At 66.7% G+C, this 21,375-nt stretch carries 16 protein-coding genes; 7 read left to right on the forward strand and 9 right to left on the reverse strand.

The window, feature by feature from the left end:
- Window positions 1–23 precede the first annotated feature (23 nt).
- The 6 genes from AC6RIC_RS09585 to AC6RIC_RS09610 form a co-directional block, all read right to left on the reverse strand.
- Window positions 24–2,291, reverse strand: coding sequence for a hybrid sensor histidine kinase/response regulator (locus AC6RIC_RS09585; RefSeq protein WP_499736000.1), 2,268 nt, complete (start codon window positions 2,289–2,291; stop codon window positions 24–26).
- A complete protein-coding gene (locus AC6RIC_RS09590; RefSeq protein ID WP_499736001.1) occupies window positions 2,288–2,983 on the reverse strand; it encodes a chemotaxis protein CheW in 696 nt (231 codons plus the stop codon). Before AC6RIC_RS09590 ends, AC6RIC_RS09585 begins: the two co-directional genes overlap by 4 nt.
- Entirely contained in the window at window positions 2,983–4,260 is a 1,278-nt protein-coding gene (locus tag AC6RIC_RS09595; protein WP_499736002.1) for a CheR family methyltransferase, read from the reverse strand. Before AC6RIC_RS09595 ends, AC6RIC_RS09590 begins: the two co-directional genes overlap by 1 nt.
- The gene (locus AC6RIC_RS09600) at window positions 4,260–4,724 is read right to left on the reverse strand and encodes a chemotaxis protein CheW (RefSeq protein WP_499736003.1); all 465 of its coding nucleotides are present in this window, start codon (window positions 4,722–4,724) and stop codon (window positions 4,260–4,262) included. The genes AC6RIC_RS09595 and AC6RIC_RS09600 overlap by 1 nt, the downstream gene beginning before the upstream one ends.
- Window positions 4,725–4,851: 127 nt before the next feature.
- Window positions 4,852–6,483, reverse strand: a complete 1,632-nt coding sequence (locus AC6RIC_RS09605; RefSeq protein ID WP_499736004.1) for a methyl-accepting chemotaxis protein — start codon at window positions 6,481–6,483, stop codon at window positions 4,852–4,854.
- Between the two features lie 169 nt (window positions 6,484–6,652).
- On the reverse strand, window positions 6,653–7,930 hold the full coding sequence (locus AC6RIC_RS09610; RefSeq protein ID WP_499736005.1) for an NAD(P)/FAD-dependent oxidoreductase: 1,278 nt from the start codon (window positions 7,928–7,930) through the stop codon (window positions 6,653–6,655).
- Window positions 7,931–8,069: 139 nt separating this feature from the next.
- On the opposite strand from AC6RIC_RS09610, the gene AC6RIC_RS09615 reads away from it, so the two are divergent.
- From AC6RIC_RS09615 to AC6RIC_RS09635, 5 genes are read left to right on the forward strand one after another with little or no spacing between them, the layout of a single operon-like run.
- Window positions 8,070–8,948 (forward strand): MurR/RpiR family transcriptional regulator, encoded by an 879-nt coding sequence (locus tag AC6RIC_RS09615; protein WP_499736006.1) that lies wholly within the window; start codon window positions 8,070–8,072, stop codon window positions 8,946–8,948.
- A 51-nt stretch (window positions 8,949–8,999) separates the two neighbouring features.
- Window positions 9,000–10,568, forward strand: a complete 1,569-nt coding sequence (locus AC6RIC_RS09620) for an ABC transporter substrate-binding protein (RefSeq protein ID WP_488847740.1) — start codon at window positions 9,000–9,002, stop codon at window positions 10,566–10,568.
- A 32-nt stretch (window positions 10,569–10,600) separates the two neighbouring features.
- Window positions 10,601–11,533: an ABC transporter permease gene (locus tag AC6RIC_RS09625; RefSeq protein ID WP_293809060.1), complete on the forward strand. Its 933-nt coding sequence runs from the start codon at window positions 10,601–10,603 to the stop codon at window positions 11,531–11,533.
- Window positions 11,530–12,375 carry an ABC transporter permease gene (locus tag AC6RIC_RS09630; RefSeq protein WP_499736007.1) on the forward strand — a complete coding sequence of 282 codons (846 nt, stop codon included), beginning with the start codon at window positions 11,530–11,532 and terminating at the stop codon, window positions 12,373–12,375. Before AC6RIC_RS09625 ends, AC6RIC_RS09630 begins: the two co-directional genes overlap by 4 nt.
- Window positions 12,376–12,413: 38 nt before the next feature.
- Window positions 12,414–13,901, forward strand: a complete 1,488-nt coding sequence (locus AC6RIC_RS09635) for a M81 family metallopeptidase (RefSeq protein ID WP_499736008.1) — start codon at window positions 12,414–12,416, stop codon at window positions 13,899–13,901.
- A 19-nt stretch (window positions 13,902–13,920) separates the two neighbouring features.
- Here the strand turns inward: AC6RIC_RS09635 and AC6RIC_RS09640 are convergent, their stop codons facing one another.
- Both AC6RIC_RS09640 and AC6RIC_RS09645 read right to left on the reverse strand, forming a co-directional pair.
- Window positions 13,921–16,086 (reverse strand): TRAP transporter permease, encoded by a 2,166-nt coding sequence (locus AC6RIC_RS09640; RefSeq protein WP_499736009.1) that lies wholly within the window; start codon window positions 16,084–16,086, stop codon window positions 13,921–13,923.
- A 182-nt stretch (window positions 16,087–16,268) separates the two neighbouring features.
- Window positions 16,269–17,243, reverse strand: coding sequence for a TAXI family TRAP transporter solute-binding subunit (locus AC6RIC_RS09645; RefSeq protein ID WP_499736579.1), 975 nt, complete (start codon window positions 17,241–17,243; stop codon window positions 16,269–16,271).
- Window positions 17,244–17,512: 269 nt separating this feature from the next.
- On the opposite strand from AC6RIC_RS09645, the gene AC6RIC_RS09650 reads away from it, so the two are divergent.
- Window positions 17,513–18,736, forward strand: a complete 1,224-nt coding sequence (locus AC6RIC_RS09650) for an MFS transporter (RefSeq protein ID WP_454656091.1) — start codon at window positions 17,513–17,515, stop codon at window positions 18,734–18,736.
- Window positions 18,737–18,896: 160 nt separating this feature from the next.
- Here AC6RIC_RS09650 and AC6RIC_RS09655 read toward each other — a convergent pair whose 3' ends face one another.
- The gene (locus AC6RIC_RS09655; protein WP_454658963.1) at window positions 18,897–19,634 is read right to left on the reverse strand and encodes a superoxide dismutase; all 738 of its coding nucleotides are present in this window, start codon (window positions 19,632–19,634) and stop codon (window positions 18,897–18,899) included.
- Window positions 19,635–19,890: 256 nt separating this feature from the next.
- Between AC6RIC_RS09655 and AC6RIC_RS09660 the strand changes: the two genes are divergently transcribed.
- Window positions 19,891–21,363, forward strand: coding sequence for a methyl-accepting chemotaxis protein (locus tag AC6RIC_RS09660; protein ID WP_454656092.1), 1,473 nt, complete (start codon window positions 19,891–19,893; stop codon window positions 21,361–21,363).
- Window positions 21,364–21,375 lie beyond the last annotated feature (12 nt).

A 21,375-nucleotide genomic window follows, 5' to 3' on the forward strand; every position in this document is an offset into this window, starting at 1 on the left:
GCCCCCACAGCGTATACTTGTGCTCATGGCTCGCCGATCAGGTCGACGACCGCATGAATCAAAGTTTCGTCGTGGAAGCTCCCTTTGGTCAAATAGTAATCGGCGCCGGCATCGAGACCTCGGCGGCGATCCTCCTCGCGGTCCTTGTACGAGACGATCATCACCGGCAGGTTGCGCAGGTTGGGATCGCGCTTGATCAGGGTGACGAGCTCGATGCCGTCCATGCGGGGCATGTCGACATCGGTGACGACGAGGTCGAAGGAGTCGGAGCGCACCGCGTTCCAGCCGTCCATGCCGTCGACGGCGACCTCGACCTCGAAGCCGTGATGGTCAAGCAGCTTGCGCTCCAGCTCGCGCACCGTCAGCGAATCGTCGACGACGAGGACGCGCTTGCGCCGCTTCTGTCCCGTACGAACCACGCTGCGCTCGAGCGTCCTGAGGCGCCCGCCCGAGACCAGTTTCTCCATCGAGCGGATCAGGTCCTCGACATCGAGGATCAGCACCGGCGAGCCGTCGTCCATCAGGGCGGCGGCGCTGACATCCTTGACCTTGGCTAGCCTCGGGTCGAGCGGCCGGACCACGAGTTCGCGCTCGCCGAGGAAACGGTCGACCACGAGCGCGTAGAGATTGTCACCCTCGCCGACGACGACCGTCGCCAATTCGGCCTCGCCGGCTATCGCTTCGCCCCGGCCCAGGATTTCGTGGGCGGTGACAAGGCCGACCTGCTGCTCGCCATGACGGAAGTGCGGGCGACCTTCGAGCAGCTCGATCTTGTCACGCGGCAGCCGCAAGGCGCGGCCGATCGCCGTCAGCGGCAGGGCATAGGGCTCGCCGTCGATCTCGACCAGCAGCGCGCGGATCACGGACAGCGTCAGCGGCAGCTGCAACTGGAAGCGCGTGCCGATGCCGGGCTCGGAGACGACGGTGACCTGGCCGCGCACCTGCCGGACCATGGCCTGCACGGCATCGAGGCCGACGCCGCGGCCCGAGATGTCGCTGACGGTCGCCTTCATCGAGAAGCCGGGCAGGAACAGGAACTCGAGCAATTCCTCCTGGCTGAGGTCCCAGACCGTCTCGGCCGTGGTGAGGCCGCGCGCGAGTGTCGCCTGCCGCAGCGCCTCGATATCGATGCCGGCGCCGTCATCCGAGATGATGATCTGGAGCAGGCCCGCATTGTGCCGCGCCTCCAGCCGGATCAGGCCCTCGGCCGGCTTGCCGGCGGCACGGCGCTGTTCGGGCGTCTCGATGCCGTGATCGGCGGCGTTGCGCAGGAGATGGCCGAGGGGCGCGTCAAGCTGGTCGAGGATGTCGCGGTCGATGCTGGTGGCGCCGCCGACGATGTCGAGGCGCACCGTCTTGCCGAGCGTCCGGCCGATATCGCGCACATTGCGCTGGAAATGCCGGACGCCGTCCTCGAAGGGCCGCATCCGGCTCGCCAGCGTCCCGTCGTAGAGACGGTTGGCGAGATCGGTCGCGCGCCGGTCGACCGTGTCCATCTCGTCGAGGCGCTGGGCGAGGAGCGCCTGGCCTTCGGCCAGCTTGAGCTGCGCGGTCACCAGTGCCTGCGCGGCGCGGCTGTCGGTATCGACGGGCATCGCGGCGCGCAGGTCCTCGAAGCTCTTGGCGAGCTCGGCCTGGACACGCCGCAACCGCAGCAATCCGTCATTGAACGGCCGCAGCCGGCGCGCCGACATCAGCGACTCGCCGGCGAGGCCGAGCAGGCGGTTCAGGCTGTCGGCGGTGACCCTGACCATGCGCTCACCAGCCGCGCCATCTCCAATCGAGGCCGATGTGTCCGCAAGGATAGGTGGCGCAGGAGGCGCCGTCTCGGTGGCGAGTGCTTCGTCTGCAGGCACCGAAGCGCCGCGAGAGGCGCTCGGTGAGGGCGCCGTCGCTTCGTCGGAGGCGCGGCGCAGGACCTGCGCGAAGGCTTCGATCCTGCTCCTTGTCTGCGCTTCCGGCTCGTCCGTTCCGGCCGCGATAGCAGCAAGGAGGTCCAACCCCGCGAGCAGCGCGTCGATATGCCGTTGGTTCAGCCGGATCTTGCCGTGTTGGGCGGCGACCAGGCATTCCTCCAACTCGTGCGCGACCTGCACGGCCGGCGAGAGATCGATGATGCGGGCGGCGCCTTTCAGGGAATGGGCGGCGCGCATGCAGGCTTCGAGATGAACGGCAGCGGTCGGGTCGCGCTCGAGGGCGAGCAGGCCGGCCGTGAAGGCCTGCGACTGCGCCGCCAGCTCGGCCCGGAACAGCTCGAGCATCGAGAGGTCGCTGAGGTCCTCGCCGCTCATGCGATGCTCCGGTCGATCAGGGAGAGCAAACGCACCGCATCGAGGCAGCCGACCGCGCGGCCGTTCCAGGGGATCATCGCTTCCACGACACTCGCCGCCGAGCGACCGACCGTTGCCGGAACGGCGCCGCGTTCATCGGTACGGTAGCTGTGCAGGCCGTGGACCTCGTCGACCTCGAAGGCGACGTGCCGGGTCTCCTCGCCGGTAACGACGAGGCGAGGGAACACGGCGATCCGCTCGGTGCCGCGAGAGGCGGCGGCCGAGCCAAGGCCGAGCAGGGCGGATAGCGACATGCAGATCAGCAGTTCGCCACGGACATTGACGATGCCGCGGACGGCCTCGCTGCGGCGATGGGGCAGGGAATGGACCGGGCGTGGCTCGGCTATCTCGCGGCAGATCCCAGCCGGCAGGCCGAGCCATTCCTCACCGATGCGGAAGATCAGGACGCTGTCGATCTCCTCGCCTTCGGGTGCCTTCTCGTCGCGTTTCGCAAAATGCTGCGTCCATGCGTCGCGATAGCCCGGTGGCAAGGGCCGGTCGAGCAATTTGCGGGCGATCTGCGCATGGGTCGGGCAGTTGCGGCAGTGGAGATGCTCCACCAGCTCGGGACAGGTGCGGTCGCCGCTGACGCCGATCTCCCGCCAGCATTCGTCGATGCCGTCGGTGGCCATCGGATGGGTTTCGGCGGGCATCAGGTGCCGCTCCGTTTCGCCAGCCGGTCGAGCCTATCAGCCAGGGCCTTGGCAGCGCCATGGTCGCCCTGGCGCTGCTGGAGCAGCCGGAGCTGGGCCAGCGCCCGCTGGTGGTCAGGCGCGAGGTAGAGCGCCTTGCGATAGTTCCGCATCGCGTCCTCCACCGCGTCGGCCGCGTCATGGGCGAGCCCCAGCCAGTAGAACGCATCGGGCGAGGGGCCGAACTCAGCGATATGGCGTTCTGCGGCCGCGCTTACCTCGGCCAGGTGCCCGGCATCGGCGGCGCGCTCGATCTCGGCGAGGCTGGCAGCCACCCGGTCCGGCGATGGTGCGGATGGCTGGGCGGAGGCGGTCTTCTGCGCGAAGGGGCGCGGCGCAGAACTTGCCTTGGCTGTCTGCGCCCGCGGCAAGGGAGCAGCCTTCGCCGGTGCCGGTCTCGGCCTTCGTGCGGCGGGCGGCTCTGGAGGTTTTACCGGTGCAGCTTCTGCCTTGATGAAGGCGAAGGCCCGGGGAACGCGCGTGGAGTTGAAGCCGTGCAGAGGCGGCAGGCCGGACTCGGCCGGGCCGACCAGCAGGAGGCCATCATCGGCCAGCATCTGCCTGAGCTGGTTCAGCGCCGCGCCTTGCGTCTCGCGGTCGAAATAGATCAGCAGGTTGCGGCAGAAGGCGACAGCGTAAGCCTCGTTGCCGGTCTGGGCCGCGGCGGAAAGCACATTGCCGATGCGGAAGCGGACGTGCCGGCGAACGATGTCATGCGGCCTGAAACCGCTGTTGCAGGCCTCGAAATAGCGGTCGCGAAAGGCAATGTCGGCGCCGCGGAAGGAGTTCTTGCCGTAGATCGCGCGCTCGGCATGGACGAGATTGCGGCTGCTGACGTCGATCGCATCGATCTGGAAGCTGCCATCCGGAAAGCCCGCATCGAGCAGCGCCATCGCGATGGAATAGGGCTCCTCGCCGGTCGAGCAGGGCAGGCTGAGCAGCTTGAGCGGGCGGCAGCTGGCCCGGTTCTCGCGGAGGTGGCGCACCATTGCGCCGAAGGCTTCGCGGTCGCGGAAGAACCAGGTCTCGGGAACGATGACAGCGTCGACCAGTTCCTGCCGCTCGGCCGGGTTCCCTGTCACGAAGGCCCAGTAGGCGTGAAGATCGGACAGGGCGCAGGCCGTCATCCGCCGCTTCAGGGCATGGCGGATGACGGAGGCGCCGACCGTCTCCATGCTCAGGCCGATCGTCTCCCGGAGCAGCTTCTCGAAATCCCGGATCGGGGCTGTCTCGTCCATCAGAGCTCAACCGCTTGCTGACGGAACAGGATGTCACGGATTTCAGGCGTCAGCAGGGCCTCGCCCCGGACCCACTGGATCAGCCCGCGCTCGTCGCTGGCGACCGGGCCAAGATAGGCGGGCATGCCAGCCTCGACGCCGGACGCCGTGAAATCAGCGGCGTTGCGCTCGATCGTCTCGACGGCCTGCTCGACCAGCAATCCGAGGAGATCGTGGCTGCCAGGCGTAGTGGGGTAGCGCAGCAGGATGATGCGGGTGCTCAGGCGCGGCTCGGCCGGGCGCCCGAGCGACAGCAGCGCGAGATCGACCACGGGCACGGCCCGGCCGCGATAATTGATCGCGCCGGTGATCCCCTTGGGTGCGCCGGGCAAGTGCTTGGTCGCGAGCAACGGCAGCACGGCCTCGACCTGCCCGGTCTCGAGCAGGTAGCGGTCCTGCCCAAGCTGGAACATCAGAAACAGCATCGCGCGGTTCCGTTCCGCCTTTCTTATTGGGGCATTTCGCGCTTCTCCGAATCGCGAAATTGCCCCAAGTCTTTGTTCTGTCGTATTTTCTTCACGCGAACCGGTGCCCACTTCGCTCGAAAATGCTCTAGGCGCGCAGCTTGAAGCGCGAGATGCTGTTGCGCAGCCCGCTCGACACCTGATTGAGCTCGTCGATGGCGAGCGTCGATTGCTGCAGGGACTCGACCGTCTGCTGCGCGGCCTCGCTGAGCTGGGAGAGCGCCTCGCTGATCTGGCCGGCACCCGTCGCCTGTGCCTGCATGCCTTCGTTCGCGCCTTCGAAGCGCGGCACCAGCCCCTGGACCTGCTCGATGATCTCCGAGAGCTGGCCGCCGACCTGCTGGACTTCCTGCATGCCGCGCCGGACCTCCTCGGAGAACTTGTCCATCCCCATCACGCCGGCCGCGACGGCCGACTGGATGTCCTTGACCATCTGCTCGATGTCGTAGGTCGAGACGGCGGTCTGGTCGGCAAGGCGGCGGATCTCGGTCGCGACGACCGCGAAGCCGCGGCCATATTGCCCGGCTTTCTCCGCCTCGATCGCGGCGTTGAGTGAGAGCAGATTGGTCTGGTCGGCGACCTTTGTGATGGTGGTGACGACCTGGTTGATGTTGCCGGCCTTCTCACTGAGGATCGCGAGCTTGGCGTTGATGGCGCCGGCGGCCTCCATCACCTGACGCATCGTGCTTTCCATGCGCGCGAGCCCGGCCTGCCCGCCATTGGCGAGCGTCGCGGTCTGCTCGGCCACGGCCGAGACCTCGTCCATCGTATGGGCGAGTTCGTTGGAGGTGGCGGAGATCTCCTTGGCGGTCGCACCGATCTCGGTCGTGGTGGCAGCGATCTCGTTGGCCGTCGCCTGCTGTTCCTTCGAGGTCGCGGCGACTTCGGTGATCGAGGTGTTGACCTGGATGCTCGACTTCTGGACCTGGCCGATCAGCCCGGCGAGATCGTCCGCCATGGCGTTGACGCCGTCGGCGAGCGTGCTGAATTCGTCGCGCCGTTCCAGTGTCAGGCGCTCGCTGAAATCGCCGCGCCGCATGTGATCGACGATGCCGAGCAGCTTGCCGAGCGGCAGGGTCACCGCCCGGAACAACAGGACGCCGCAGAGGATCGCGAGGATGAGTGCGATTACGAAGCAGATGATCAGGCCTAGTTCCGCAGAGCGAACGATGCTGACGATCTGGCGGGTCGAATCGTCGGCCTCGGCCTTGTTGAACTCGACCATCTCGTTCAACACGTTGCGCATGTTGGCGGAAATTGGGTCCAGATCGGTTCTGACGGTCCTGGATTGATCGGGAAGCTGGGTGGTCGCGTCCTTGCCGATGGCGAGAACCGCATCTTCCGCCTGAACGTATTGGTTGAGAAGTTGCGCCGCCAGAGCATGGTTGCGTCGGTCTGTCTCCGTCGTGATCACGCTCTCATAGGATTTGATCAGATCACGCAACCGCCCTCGATTGGCCAGAATCGCGTCTGTGGCCTGTTTCTTTGCGGCAGGGTTTTCTGCCCGCGCATGCTCGCGCGCAAGTCCGGTCGTATTCGCCCATAAAGCCATCAACTGAGCGCTGTAATACAGGCTTGGGACGGTCTTGGTCTCGACTTGCGTTACTTCGCGCTCGGTCTGGAGGAACCAGAAGTAGCTCGCGCCCGCCATGGCGGACATCACCGCGAGGATGGCGACGAAGCTGATCAGGATGCGGCGGCGTATCGTCAGGCTCTTCATCGCTCAATCCATCGTCGCGGCGTGCACCGGGCGGTAGCCGGGCCGGCTGTCGCCTTAATCATGGTCGAAGCGTGCGCAGATCATCGTTAGCGAGAAGTTATTGCGTCTCCGTTGCGGAAACGCGTTGCAATGAAGGCTGTGGAAGCGTGGCGCGGCACGGCCGGCCGGATCAGCCAGTACGCGCCGAGGGCAGGAAACGTTCGGCCGCGAAGGGCGCGGGGTCGCACAGGGGCGGCGCGCCAGTCATCATTTCCGCGAGCAAGCGGCCGGTCGCGGGGCCGAGAGTGAAGCCGTGATGGGCATGCCCAAACGCAAACCACAGGCCGCGATGGCGCGGCGCCGCGCCGATGATCGGCAGCATGTCGGGCAGGCAGGGGCGGGCGCCGCGCCAGGGTTCGGCATCGAGGCGCCGGCCCAGCGGTACGATCTGTCGCGCGATGCGCTCGGCCCGGTCGAGCTGCCAGGAATCGGAGGGCTCGTCGCGGCCGGCGAGTTCGATCCCCGTCGTCAGGCGGACGCCGCGCTGCATGGAGGACAGCACGAAGCCGGCCTGAGCATCGCAAAGCGGATGCTGCGGTGCCGTTTCGGCGGCGCTCTCGTAATGCATGTGGTAGCCGCGCTTGAACCCGATCGGGAAGCGATATCCAAAGCGCTCGCACAGGTCGTTCGACCACGGGCCGAGCGCGACGACGGTCTCAGGCGCCTGCCAGTTATGGCCATCGGCGGATAGCCGCCACGCCCCGTTGTCTTGCTGCAAGCTAGCCGCATCAGCCGGCTTCAGCTGGCCGCCTCGGGCGACGAACAGCGCGGCATAGGCGCGTGTCACTGCGCCGGGATCGCTGACGGTGACCGGGTCGCGCCAATGCACCGCGCCGGAAACGCTGCCGGAGATCAGGCCGGGTTCCAGACGGCGCAGCGCGGCGTCGTCCAGCAGGTCATAGGTGAGCCCGTAGGCAGCCAGTTCGACCGCCCCGCGGATCGCCGCGTCGAGTCCTTGCCGGCTGCGGTAAAGCTCGATCCAGCCTTCGCCGCGCATCAGGGCCTCGGTGCCGGCGGCTTTCGTCCAGCGCCGATGCTCATCGATGCAGCGCTCGATCAGCGGTAGGATGGCGCGGCCGAGCTTGTCGAGCCGGTTCGGGGCCGAGTTCCACCAGTAACGTGCCAGCCATGGCGCCATGCGCAGCAATGCGGCCGGCCGATAGCGCACGGCGATCGAGCGGTTCGAAGCGAGGCTCGCCAGCGTCGCGAGATCGCGCGGGAAGGCATAGGGCACGACGGATGAGCGCTCGATCAGTCCGGCATTGCCATGGCTGGTCTCGGCGCCCGGCTCGCCGCGATCGACGAGCAGGACGGTCTTGCCGCGCTCCTGCAGGTGCAGCGCCACGCTGACGCCGACGATGCCAGCGCCGAGCACGATCACATCGGCCTGTTCAGTCGCAGTCGCCATCGTCGCTGGAATCCTCCCCATCTCTCTGGAATAGGCGCAGCGGAACCGAGCCTCAAGCGAAGCATTTTTGCAAGAAAATAAAAACTGTTTGACAGTTTGAAAGAAAAATTTCTTGATCTCTAGACGCGCAGGAGTGCCGATGTCGCAGACGCTTCGCCAGAGATTGCAGGCTTGCCTCGCCAACGGCTCCAGGGCCGATAAGGCGCTGGCGAGCTATATGCTGGCGCAGATGCCGAGCCTGCCCTTCGAGACGGCGGCGAGCCTGGCCGAGAAGGTCTCGCTCAGCGAGCCGACGGTCGGGCGCTTCTGCCGGACGCTCGGCTACAAGAGCCTGAAGGACCTCAAGGCCAATCTCGGCGAGGAGATCGGCGACAGGCCCTGGCTTATCAGCGACCGTCTGCGCGATTTCCAGCAGCGCAGCTTGGCCGGCGACGATCAGCTCGCGCGCAGCCTCCAGTTGGAGATCGCCGGGCTCGTGCGCATCTACGAACTCGCTCAGAGCGAGGAGTGGAAGCGCGTCGCCCGCCGGCTGGCGACGGCGTCTTCCGTCTACGTCACCGGTTTCCAGACCGAGCGCGGGCTTGCGCAGTACCTCGCCAACCAGCTGCAGTATCTGCGCGACGGCGTGCATCTCGCGGATCTCGCCGCCGGCAATTTCTCGGACCTGCTGTTGTCGGGCGAGACCGAGCGCTGCCTCGTGATCTTCGAGGCGCGGCGCTATTCGCGCATGGCCAAGGTGCTGGCCGAGCAGGCGAAGGCGGCGGGCATCAAGACCACGCTCATCACCGATTCCTTCTGCGACTGGGGGCAGGGACTCGTCGACGAGATGCTGGTCGTCTCGACCGAGTTCAACCTGTTCTGGGACTCGACCGCCCAGATGGCGAGCCTGAGCAACCTGCTGATCAACGCGGTCTTCGTCGAGCTCGGACCGCAGGTCGAGGCGCGGCTGAACCGGATGGCCGAGCTCTACGGCCGCTTCACCGGCCATGTCGGGGACAGTTCCGGCCCGCTCGGCTGACGGCCGCGATCACAGCCTTTCGCAACATCTCGAAACAAAAGGGGAAGCGGGATGAAGACGATGATGAAGGGGAGCATTCTGGCGCTGGGCCTGTCGGCGCTTGCCGCCGGCACGGCGTTGGCGCAGGAGGCCACGTTCGTGATGACCGCGCGCCTCGTCGGCGCGCCGACCTACAACCCGATCAAGGCGACGAAGCTCAACACGGCGACGACGCTGATCTACGACCGGCTGGTGGTGCAGGATGCCGACCAGAGCTTCCACGGCCAGCTCGCGACCTCCTGGGAATCGAGCCCGGATGGCAAGCTCTGGACCTTCAAGCTCAAGCCAGGCGTGAAGTTTCACAACGGCGAGCCGTTCAACGCCAAGACGATCGAATGGTGGGTGCCGCAGTTCAAGGGCACGGAGAATGCCTTCACCGTCGAGGCGATCGAGAAGGTCGAGGTTGTCGACGACCTGACCGTGCGCTTCCACATGAAGCATCCCGACCCGAACCTGCTGTTCAATCTCGCAAGCTCCTTCATGTGCGTTCCGGAGCCGAAATCCTATCAGGCTCTGGGCGACAAGTTCGGCGTGACCGAGGCGATCGGCACCGGCCCCTACAAGATGCAGCAGTTCACGGTCGGCCAGCAGACCGTGCTCGTGCGCAACGACGACTACAAATCGGCCTCCGCCCTGTCGAAGAATCAGGGGCCGGCCAAGTTCAAGAAGCTGACCTTCCGCGAGATCGGCGAGGAATCGACCGCCTATCTCGAACTGAAGACCGGTGGCGCCGACGTGCTCGTCAATGTGCCCACCGACTTCCTGCCGCGCATCCAGGCCGACAAGGCGGTGAAGCTCGTGACCATCCCCGGCAACGAGGTGGTCTACATGCCGATCAACACCAGCGTCGAGCCGTTCACCGACGTGAAAGTGCGCGAGGCGACGGCCTTCGCCGTGAACCAGAAGGAAATCCTGACCAGCCTCTATGGCGGCAATGGCGCGACCGCCGACACCTTCCTGATCTCCTCGCTGAAGGAATCGCAGGTCGATCCCAAGTACAAGATTTCCTATGACCCGGAGCGCTCGAAGAAGGTGTTCGACGCGGCCGGCTGGAAGCCCGGTCCGGACGGCATCCGCGTCAAGGACGGCAAGCGCCTCGAGGTGAAGCTCTGGGCTCAGAACGGCACCGAGTTCAAGCGCCTCGCCGAGATCGTCCAGGCGCAGCTCAAGGCGGTCGGCATGCAGGCCGATATCAGCATCATCGATGCCGGCTCGATCAATGCGCAGTACCGCAAGAAGACCGAGCACCAGCTCGCGGTGCGCGCCTATCAGTGGACCAATGCCGATATCGTCGACTGGTTCTTCGCGGCCAAGCGCGCGGGCTACCCCAATGTCTCGATGTTCAACGACCCCGAGGCGGAGAAGCTCAACGACATCGCCATGAACAAGTCGAAGACCTGGGACGAGCGCGTCGCGAACTTCACGAAGTACCATGAATACGTGCTGTCGCAGTACCCGTTCGCGCCGATCTATCAGCCGGTGCAGAGCCTAGCCTATGGCAAGCGCGTCGTGATGCCCGAGAAGATCCGCGGCATCGGCTTCTCCAGCCAGTCGATGATCGACATCGCCCCGGCCAACTGAGCCGGGACGAATTCGCGTAGGAGATCGATCCCTTGCTGCGCTTCGCGATCCGGCGCCTCGCCATGCTGGTGCCGGTCTTCCTCGCCGTCTCGCTGGTGATCTTCATGATCATCCATCTCGTGCCGGGCGATCCGCTGGAACATCTGATCCAGGTCGGCTCCTCGCCCGAGCAGCGGGCGCAGATGATCGCCCGCTACGGGCTGGACCAGCCACTGCTGGTCCAGTACGGGCGCTGGCTCGCCAAGGTCGTCACCGGCGATTTCGGCGATGCCATCGTGATGCGCCAGCCGGTCTCGCAGCTCATCGCCGAGAACATGCCGCATAGCCTCGCGCTCGGCGGCACGGCGCTGATCTTCTCGACCGTGGTCGGGATCGTCACCGGCGTGCTCGCGGCCTCCTTCCGCGACAGCCTGTTCGACCGGGCGGTGATGGGCTTCATCCTGCTGGGCTCGACGCTGCCGAGTTTCTGGCTGGCGCTCCTGATGATCCTGATGTTCGCCGTGCAGTTCGAGTGGTTTCCGGTCTCGGGGGCAAGGACATGGGACGCGCTGGTGCTGCCGGCGCTGACCATCGGCATCGGCGGCACAGCACTGATCGCCCGCGTCACCCGCGCGGCGATGGTCGAGATCTCGCAGCGGGATTTCGTGCGCGTGCTGCAGGCCAAGGGCGTGCCGTTCTGGCGCATCCAGCTCCGCCACATCCTGCAGCAGGCGATGCTGCCGGTGATGACCATTTTGGGCCTGCGCATCGGCTGGATTTTGGGTGGCGCTGTCACGGTCGAGTATGTCTTCGCCCGGCCGGGGCTCGGCTCCCTTCTGATCACGGGGCTCGGCCAGCGCGACTATCCGCTGGTTCAGGGCTGCCTGCTGATGCTGGCGATTGCGGTGATGTTGGGCACGCTGATCGGCGATCTCGCCCAGGCGGCGCTCGACCCGCGCCTGCGCGAAGCGATGGGTGCACGATGAGCCGCAAATCCCTCGCCGGCCGCATCCTCCGGTCGCCGCGCGGCGCCATCTGCGCGCTGTTCCTGCTCGCGCTCGTGCTTTGCGCGATCTTCGCGCCCTGGATCGCACCCTACGACTATGCCGCGCAGAAACTCTCCATGGCCAACACGCCGCCCTCGGCGGCGCATTGGCTCGGCACCGACGAATTCGGGCGCGACCTGCTCTCGCGCATCATTCAGGGCGCGCGGACCTCGCTCAGCGTCAGCGTGCTCTCGATCGCGCTCTCGGTATTGATGGGCGCGACGCTGGGCGCTGCCGCCGGCTATTTCGGCGGCGTCTTCGACAAGGTCGTTACCGTCTTCGTCGACCTGACATGGTCCTTCCCGGAAATCCTGCTGGCGCTGATCCTGATTGCGATCCTCGGCCCCGGGCTGCACTCGACCGCGATTGCCATCGCGATCGCCTATCTCGCGCAGTTCACCCGCCTGACGCGGGCGCAGGTGATGGCGCTGAAGGGCGAGCTCTTCGTCGATGCGGCGGTGACGGCGGGTGCCCGGCCGGGGCGCGTGCTCTTCCTGCATCTCCTGCCCAATGCGATGACGCCGGTCATCGTCGCCGGCATGCTGGCGACGGGCGATGCGATCGTGCTGGAGGCGACGCTCGGCTTCTTCGGGCTCGGCGCGCAGCCGCCCGTGCCGAGCTGGGGGGCGATGATGAGCTCCGGCACCGCGCAGATCTTCATCGCGCCCTGGATCATCATCTTCCCCGGCCTCGTCATCGCCACGGCCGTCATCGCCATCAATGTCTTCGGCGACGCCTTGATCGAGGCGCTCGATATCCGCCGCCCGCTTCGGGACGGCTGAAGCCCCCAATAACGCGCGAAAGCAGCCAGAGGAACGCCATGAGCTTCACCGTCCTGACCGCCGAGTTCTCGCATGAGAGCAACACCTTCAGCCGCTGCCCGGCCGACTACGCCGCCTTCACCGATCGCGGCATCAAGTTCGGCGATGAGGCCATCGCCGCGCGGGCCGAGGCCAATACGCCGATCGCCGGTTTCCTCGATGTCGGCCGCCCGGCCGGCTGGACGGTCATTCATGCGATCAGTGCCGCCGCACAGCCCTCCGGCCCGGTGACGCGCGACGCCTTCGAGCGGATCGCCGGCGTGATCGTGGAGACCGCGAAAGCGCATGCCGGCAAGATCGACGGCGTGCTGCTCGGCCTGCACGGCGCCATGGTCACGGAGTTCTGCGAGGACGGCGAGGGCGAGTTGCTGGAGCGGATCCGTGCCGTGCTCGGGCCGGACGTGCCGATCGGCATCACGCTCGACCCCCATGCCAACGTCACCCGCAAGATGACCGACCTCGCCGACATCGTCGTCTCCTACAAGACCTATCCGCATGTCGACATGCGCGAGATCGGCAAGCTCGCCGCCGGCATCCTGCAGCGGACCATGAAGGGCGAGATCAGGCCGGTGACGCTGCGGGCCGAGCGGCCGATGCTGGAGGAGGTCAATGGCGGGCGCACCGATATCGGCCCGATGGTCGAGCGCATCGCCAAGGCCAGGGCCTATGAGAAGGAGGCCGGTGTCTTCGCCGTCAGCGTCAATGGCGGCTTCGGCAATGCCGATATCCATGAGGTCGGCCCGACCGTGCTCGTCACCTGCGAGGGCGAGCGCGAGAAGCACCAGGCCTTCGCCGAGGCGATGGTCGAGGATATGTGGCAGCGCCGTTTCGACGTGGTGACGCCGTTCCTTTCGGTCGAGGAGGCGGTCGCGGAAGCGAAGACCTATGTCGCGACGAAGGGGCCGCTGATCATCGCGGACTACGCGGACAACCCCGGTGGCGGCGGCTATGGCGATGCGACCGGCCTGCTCAAGGGCATGATCGACGCCGATCTCAAGGACGCCTGTTTCGGGCCGATGGTCGATCCGGAGGTCGCGGCCGAACTGCGCAAGGGCAAGCCGGGCTCGACGGTTTCGGTCAGGCTCGGTGGCAAGGTCGATCCCGAGATCGGTGGCGGCCCGCTTGAACTCACAGGCACGCTCGTCAGCGTCAGCGACGGCGATTATACCGGCGACGGCCCGATGATCGGCGGCTTGCAGGCGAGCTGGGGACCCTGTGCCGTGCTGCGCGTCGGCGACATCGAAATCCTCGTCACCACGATCCGCGCCCAGATGAACGACCTGCAGCAGTTCCGCGCTTTCGACATCGATCCGGCGGCGAAACGTGTCGTGGGGCTGAAGTCGATGCAGCATTTCCGTGCCGCCTTTGAGCCGATCGCCGGCAAGGTGATCGTCTGCGACAGCGGGGCGCTCTGCACGCCCGATCTCAGCAAGCTGCCCTATCGCCGGGTGCGCCGGCCGCTCTATCCGCTCGACAAGGTGGCGTGAGAGGGCTGCGCGCCCCGGCTCAGGCCGGGGCGGGCGCCGCCTTGCGGGCGATGACCTGCCTGAACAGGACGGGCGCACCGATGATGAGGCCGGCCACGATCGAAGCGGGCGTCGCCAGGATCATCGGCAGGGCCGCGACGGCGAGGACGAGCCGTTCCCACATCGCCAGCGGCGCGAGCAGCCAGGCGGAGAAGGCGGCCGAGAGCAGGGTGATGCTGGCCATGCAGGCGGCGGTCGAGCCGACGAACTCGATCCAGGTGAATCCCGGCGCCATGATCAGCATCGACGGCGAGAACACGAAGACGAAAGGCACCAGCACCTTGCCGAGCGCCAGCCGGAAGGCCGTGTTGCCGGTCTTGAACGGATCGGCGCCGGCCATGCTCGCCCCGGCATAGGCGGCGATCGCCACCGGCGGCGTGATGTCGGCGAGGACGCCGTAGTAGAACACGAAGAAATGGGCGACGAGCGGGTTGACGCCGAGCATGCCGAGCGCGGGCGCCGCCACCGTCACCATGATGATGTAATTCGCCGTGGTCGGCACGCCGCAGCCGAGCAGGATGCAGACCATGCCTGTCAGCAGCAGCGTGAAGAACAGCGTCGCGCTCTTGATGTCGAAGGGCAGGAACGGGACGATGTCGATGAGGCCCTTGGCCCATTGATCGGCAAGCGAGGTCACGATCCAGGAGATCTTGAAGCCGACGCCGGTCAGCGTGACCACGCCGACGATGATGCCGACGGTCGCGGCGGCCGCGCCGACGCCGATGGCATATTTCGCGCCGAGGACGAAGGCATCGACCATGTCGTTGACGCGCTTGCGGCCCTCGGTCGAGCGCAGCAGAACGCCATGCGCCATGACGGCGAAGGCGGCTGCTACCAGCGCCGCGTTGACGCCCGGCACGCGCAGCAGTTCGGTCGGGGCGGCGATGCCGATGGCGAGCGCCAGCGCCAACGCAGCTGGCGCGCGGTAATGTGCGAGGCCGACCAGCATGCAACCGGTGATGCCCCAGAAGGCGGCGAGATAGGGCGTGTAACCGGTGAAGAGCACGACGATCAGCGCGAAGAGCGGAGCGATGGTCGGCCAGTCGCGGGCGAAGACCTCGCGGAGCTTCGGTGCGTCGGCATCGGTCATGCCGCCCATGCCGGAGCGGCGCGCTTCGAAATGCACCTGCATCAGCACGCCGAAGAAGTGCATGAAGGCCGGCACGATCGCGGCGATGATGATCGTCGCATAGGGCAGGTTGAGGAACTCGACCATCAGGAAGGCGGCGGCGCCCATGATCGGCGGGGTGATCTGGCCACCGGTCGCAGCGGTCGATTCAACGGCGGCCGCGAAATGGCGCTGGTAGCCGAGGCGGATCATCATCGGGATGGTGAGTGAGCCGACCGTGACCGTGTTCGCCACGGAGGAGCCCGAGATCATCCCGAACAGGGCCGAGCCGAAGATCGAGACCTTGGCCGGGCCGCCGGCGAAGCGGCCAGCGACCGCCGCGGCGACGCCGAGGAAGAGGCGGCCGAGGCCGATGCGCGTCGCCAGCACGCCAAACAGCACGAAATGGAAGACATAGGTCGCGACCACGCCGAGCGCGACGCCGTAGACGCCCTGGCTGGTCAGGTAGAGGTGGTTGACGAGGTTCGACCAGGTCGCGCCGGGATGCAGGAAGATGCCGGGGAACCAGTTGCCGAAGAGCGCGTAGACGATGGCGAAGAGCGCGATCAGCGGCAGGCCCCAGCCGATGGCGCGGCGCGTCGCCTCGATCATCAGGACGATGGTGATCGTGCCCATCGTCACGTCGAGCGGCGAGGGGTTGCCGACGCGGAAGACAAGATCCTCGAAGATCCAGGGCACGTAAAGGCTGGCGATCGCGACCGCCGCCGCGCAGATCCAGTCATAGAGCGGCACGCCGCCGGGGCGGAACACGGTCGAGGGATAAACGGTGCCGGCCTCGCTCTTGCGTGCGGAGAAGACAAGGAAGATCAGCCCGAGCACGAAGGCGAGGTGGATGCCGCGATGCGTGGTCTCGCGCATCAGGCCGAAGCCAGCGGTGTAGTAATGGAAGGCCGAGAGGGCGAGCAGCAGGCCGCCGATCAGCAGCGCGGTGCCATGCGGCACCTTGCGGAACTGCATTTCCGGGTCGAGTTCTTCCTCGAGCTTGGCGAGTTCGGCGGCGGAGGGCTGGTTGGCCATGGGAAGAACCTCGGCGGTCGAGCTGAGAGCAGCGCGATCCGCGCCGTCAAATAAAAGCGCCGTCATCCCGGCCGGAGCGTAGCGTAGAGCCGGGATCCATGCCGGAACGGTTCCGGAATGGATCCCGGGTCGGGCTTTGCCCGCCCGGGATGACGGATCAGATGTATGGACGCGGGGTCTGCTTACTTGAGCAGGCCGGCTTCCTTGTAGAACTTCTCGGCGCCCGGATGCAGCGGCACGCCCTGCAGGCCGGAGAGCGCGGTTTCCTTGCGGATCACCTTGCCCTTGGCGTGGCCGGCATCGAGCGCCGCGCGGGCCTTGCCGCTCCAAAGCCCCTTGGTCACGGCGTAGACCGTATCAGCCGAGATCTTGGAGGAGGTGACCCAGTGGGCGCCGACCGCGACGGTCTTCACCGCGCCGACATCCTTGTAGGTGCCGGCCGGAATCTCGTCGGCGGCGAAGAAGGGCGAGTCCTTGGCGAGCTTCTCGGCCGGGGCGCCGGTGATCGGCAGGATGTCGATGCCCGAGCCGGTCGAAGCGAGCTCGGAGATCGCCGCCGCCGGGAAGCCGCCGGTGAAGAAGAAGGCATCGACCGAGCCGTCCTTCATCTTCTCGGCCGCCTGGTTCGGCTTGAGATATTCGGCGGTGATGTCCTTCTCGGTGACGCCGAAGGCGGCGAGGATCGCCTTGGCGTTGAGCAGGGTGCCGGAGCCCGGTTCGTCGAGCGAGACCTTCTTGCCCTTGAGGTCGGCGACGCTCTTCACGTTCGAGGCCTTGCGGACGACGAGATGGACGCTCTCGGGATAGAGATTGGCGATCGAGCGCAGTTCTTCGACCTTCGGCTTGCCGTCGTAGACGCCGGTGCCGGAATGGGCCCAGAAGGCGACGTCGGCCTGCACGAAGCCGGATTCAGCCGCGCCGCCGACGATGGCGTTGACATTGGCGACGGAGCCGTTGCTGGCGACGGCGGTCGCGACCAGCTGCGGCGGAGCCGAGATCGCGTTCGCGATCAGGCCGCCGATCGGATAATAGGTGCCGGCCGTGCCGCCGGTGCCGATGCGGAAGAAGGCGGGAGCCTGGGCGACGGCGATGCCGGCCACCAGCGCCACGGCGCCGAGCGCGAGGCCGGCGGCGGTCAATTTCGAACGAAAACGCAGAGACATTCAGTCAACCTCCCATGAAAGGGGGCAATCTCGGCAGGAATGGGCGCGGGATCAACCTAAAAAGCGGTCTGGTCGACTCGATCAACAGCGATATGGCCGAATAGGACGGCTTTCGGCGCGCGAAATCATGGTCCGGCATGCAACGGAGGCATTGCCGAGGTGCCGGCTCATGAAATTGTGCGGCCGGCGGCAATCCTCTAGTGCCTTCGACCGCGTCACGAGGCGGGAATCGGCCTGCCGGAGATGCCGCGGGACTTAGCCAGATGACCGCCAGCGCGCCGACCGCCTCCCTGCCGCAACGCGCCATGATGCCGGTGCTGATTGCTCTCAGCGTGACGCATCTGCTCAACGACATGATCCAGTCGCTGATCCCGGCGATCTACCCGATCATCAAGGAAGCCTACCGGCTCGATTTCGGCCAGATCGGCCTGATCACGCTGACCTTCCAGGTCTCGGCCTCGCTGCTGCAGCCGGCGGTCGGGCTCTACACCGATAAGCATCCGATGCCCTATTCGATGGTGGTCGGCATGGGCTTCACGCTCGCTGGCCTCATCGGCCTCGCCTATGCCGGCAGCTACGGGTTCCTGCTGCTCTCGGCGGCCTGCGTCGGTATCGGCTCCTCGATCTTCCACCCCGAGGCGACCCGCATGGCGCGCAATGCCTCCGGCGGGCAGCATGGTCTGGCGCAGGGCATCTTCCAGGTCGGCGGGCAGACGGGTAGCGCGCTCGGGCCGCTGCTGGCCGCCTTCATCATCGTGCCCCGCGGGCAGGGCAGCCTCGCTTGGTTCTCGGTCGCGGCGCTCGTCGCGATGATGCTGATGGTCTGGACGGCGGCGAGCTATGCGAAGCTCGACAGGGCGCGCCCGCCGAAGGTTGCCACGGCGAGCGTAGCACCGGCCCGGCCGGGCAAGCGCTCGGTCGCCTTCGCGATCACGATCCTGATCATCCTGCTGTTCTCGAAGAACGCTTATTCGGCGAGCTTCTCCTCATTCTACACCTTCTACCTCATGGGCAAGTTCGGCATCTCGATCCAGAACTCGCAGGTGATGCTGTTCCTGTTCCTCGCCTCCTCGGCGGCGGGCGCGCTGGGCGGCGGCATGCTGGGCGACCGGATCGGCCGCAACAAGATCATCTGGTTCTCGATCCTGGGCGCGCTGCCCTTCACGCTGATCCTGCCCTATGCCGACCTGTTCTGGACCGGCGTGCTGACGATCGTGATCAACCTGATCATGTCGAGCGCCTTCGCCGCGATCCTGATCTATGCGCTGGAGCTCTTGCCTGGCCGCGTCGGGCTGGTCGGCGGCTTCTTCTACGGGCTGTCCTTCGGGCTCGGCGGTCTCGCTGCCGCGCTGCTCGGCGAGTTCGCGGACATCCTCGGCATCGAGGCGGTCTACAAGATCTGCTCGTTCATCCCGCTGATGGGTCTCCTCGCCTGGTTCCTGCCGCGGCTCAGCGAGGGAACGCGGGGCGCCAAGGTCGGGCACTAGACCCGACCCGCACGACCACAGGAACCACGCGGTCATCCCGGGCTTGACCCGGGATCCATGCCGGAGCGCTTCCGATGAAGGTTCAGGCATGGATCCCGGATCTTCGCTTCGCTCCGTCCGGGATGACCTGCGTTTTCTAAAGTGACTGAAGCTGGTTAGATCAGATTGCGAGCTTGCCGGCCTTGGCGGCGGCGTAGCGCTCGTTGACCTTCTTCCAGTCGACCACGTTCCACCAGCCCTTGAGGTAGTCGGCGCGGCGGTTCTGGTATTTCAGGTAATAGGCGTGCTCCCAGACGTCGTTGCCGAGCAGGACCATCTGCTTGTCCATGATCGGGCTGTCCTGGTTCGGCTTGCCGAGCAAGGCGAGCTTGCCGGCCTTGTCGACGGTGACGAAGACCCACCCGGAGCCGAAGACGCGCAGGCCCGCCGCCTCGAAATCGGCCTTGAACTTGTCGAAGCCGCCGAGGTCGCGGGTGATCGCCTCGGCGACCTCGCCGGTCGGCGCGCCGCCGGCGCCCGGCGCCATGATCTCCCAGAACATGCTGTGGTTGGCATGGCCGCCGCCATTGTTGCGGACGAGGGTGCGGATGCTCTCGGGCACCTGACCGAGATCGGCGATCAGTTCGGCGACCGAGGCCTTGGCGATGACGCCATTGTCCTTGGCGGCGTTGTTCAGCGCAGTGACATAGGCTGCGTGGTGGCGGTTGTAGTGGATGTCCATCGTCGCCGCGTCGATATGCGGCTCCAGCGCATTGGCCTCGTAGGCGCGCTTCGGCAGCGAGAACGGCCCGGCCGGCGCTGCGGGGGCGGCGGCCTGAGCCCAGACCCGCGGAGCGGCGGAGATGGCGAGCGCAGCGGCGCCCAGGCCGAGCAGGCCGCGGCGGGAGACGGCGGAGATTACGGTCATGGAATTCCTCCGGAAAGCGTTCGGGCGTGTTGGCTTCTGGCTCAACGCGCGTGTCCCGTTGCGGGTCCGCCGTCGATCGCGACAGCTATAGCACGGACGTGCACCGCAGTTGACCCTAGGGCAATATCGCAATCCCGGCATGTCCGCCGAAAGTGGTACCCCCCCTGAACAGGCTCTTAACCGGCGATTTACCGCGTTTCTCTACATTTCCGGAAGAATTCCTCCCGGGTTGAAGGGGCGCCCCGCCATGCATGCACTGGCTCGCAAGCTCGATCTGCCGGTTCATGCGGTGGCGTCGGGGCCCGCGGGCGAGCCGATGGAGGCCGGTGCCGAGCGCGCCGTGCGCGAGATCGCCGCCCGTTTCGGCAAGCTCAGCGCCGAGATCACCGATATCGCCGGGCGCGTCGGCGACGTGACTCAGCAATTCGACAAGCAGACGGCCGGTCTGCGCCGCGTGGTCGGCGCAGTCGAGCAGGTGTCGCAGGCCAACAATGCGATCCGGCAGGCGGCCGAGGGCGCGCAAGTGGCTGCCTCGGGTGTCCGTAACGGTCTCGAACGCGTAACGAAATCGGTCCGGCTCGGGCTCAATGCCGCGCAGGTCGATATCGAGACCCTGTCGCAAGAGGCCCAGTCGATGTCGCAGGTGCTGGCGCAGGCCGTCGGCGATGCGCACAAGGCGCGGGCGTCGAGCGATGCGATCCAGTCGATCACCCGCGAGATCCAGCTCCTCTCGATCAATGCCGGCGTCGAGGCGGCCCGTAGCGGCGAGGCCGGCAAGGGCTTCGCCGTCATCGCCGCGGCCGTGAAGGCGCTGGCGGAGCAGACGCGCGAAGCGACTGCGGCGAGCGCCGCGCAGCTCGATCAGCTGGTGAAGGCCGTCGACGCGGTCGCCCGCCGCAGCCAGGAAAACGCGCAGACGGCGCAGCGCGCGCAGGCGGGCAGCCAGACCATTTCGCAGCAGATCGGCGAGTTCGACAGCTTCGGTCGCTCGGTGGTCGAATTGATCGGCGAGATCGAGGCGGTGTCGCGGCCGACGCGGGAGAATGCCGAGGCCTGCACGAAGGCAGGGCAGGACCTAGCGGGCCTCGTAGCCGGGGTCGACACCTCCACGGACAATCTGCAGCAGGCGGGGCAGCGCACCGAGGCGCTGGTGGCGATCAGCGAAGGCATCCTCGGCTCGATCGCGGCGTCCGGCGTGCGGACGGCTCAGTCGGAGCTGATCGCGACGGCGATGGCGACGGCCGGCACGATCAGCGAACTGTTCGAGGCGGCGCTGGTGCGTGGGGAGATCGCGCTTGCCGACCTGTTCGACGAGGCCTACCGGCCGATTCCGGGCTCCGACCCGGCCCAGCACATGACGCGCTTCGTCGCGCTGACCGACCGGCTGCTGCCGCCGCTGCAGGAAGAGCTCCTGACCTCGAACGGGCGGATCGTGTTCTGCGCGGCGGTGGACCGCAACGGCTTCCTGCCGACGCATAACCGCAAATACGCGCAACCGCAGGGCAGCGATCCGGTCTGGAACAACGCCAATTGCCGCAACCGGCGCATCTTCGACGACCGGACCGGGTTGGCCGCCGCACGGAGCCGCAAGCCTTTCCTGTTGCAGAGCTACCGGCGCGACATGGGCGGCGGGCAGTTCCTCGTGATGGAGGACCTGTCGGCGCCGATCATGGTCAAGGGCCGGCACTGGGGCGCCTTCCGCTTCGGCCTCAAGGTCTAGTGCTTCGTCCGT

This window comes from Allobosea sp. TBD101 (assembly GCF_059817965.1).